The 351-nt window shown below is 70.4% G+C and carries 1 protein-coding gene; it reads left to right on the top strand.

Annotation, left to right across the window (positions count from 1 at the left end; genetic code table 11):
- The coding region (locus tag FLO80_RS24375) for an MFS transporter (RefSeq protein ID WP_149187188.1) at window positions 1-351 on the top strand (351 nt) is incomplete at both ends.

Raw genomic sequence — 351 nt, 5'->3', positions numbered from 1 at the left:
GGCATCGGCTCGGTGGTCGCCGCCAGCCTGGTGGCGCCGAACCGCCGCGCTTCCGCCGTGGCCCTGATGTTCACCGGCCTGACCCTGGCCAACGTGCTCGGCGTGACGCTGGGTACCGCGCTCGGCCAGGAAGCCGGCTGGCGCGCGACCTTCTGGGTGGTGACCCTGATCGGCGTGGTCGCCTTCGTCGGCCTGGCCAGGGTGCTGCCAAACGACCGCGAGGAAGAGAAGGTCGACCTGCGCCAGGAAATGTCCGCGCTGAAGAACCCGTCGCTGTGGCTGGCCCTGGGCACCACCGTGCTGTTCGCCGCCTCGATGTTCGCCCTGTTCACCTACGTCGCGCCGCTGCTC

The sequence above is a fragment of the Aquicoccus porphyridii genome (genome assembly GCF_008369105.1).
Classification (GTDB): Bacteria; Pseudomonadota; Alphaproteobacteria; order Rhodobacterales; family Rhodobacteraceae; genus Aquicoccus; species Aquicoccus porphyridii.
This window is presented reverse-complemented; position numbering and strand designations above follow the sequence as displayed.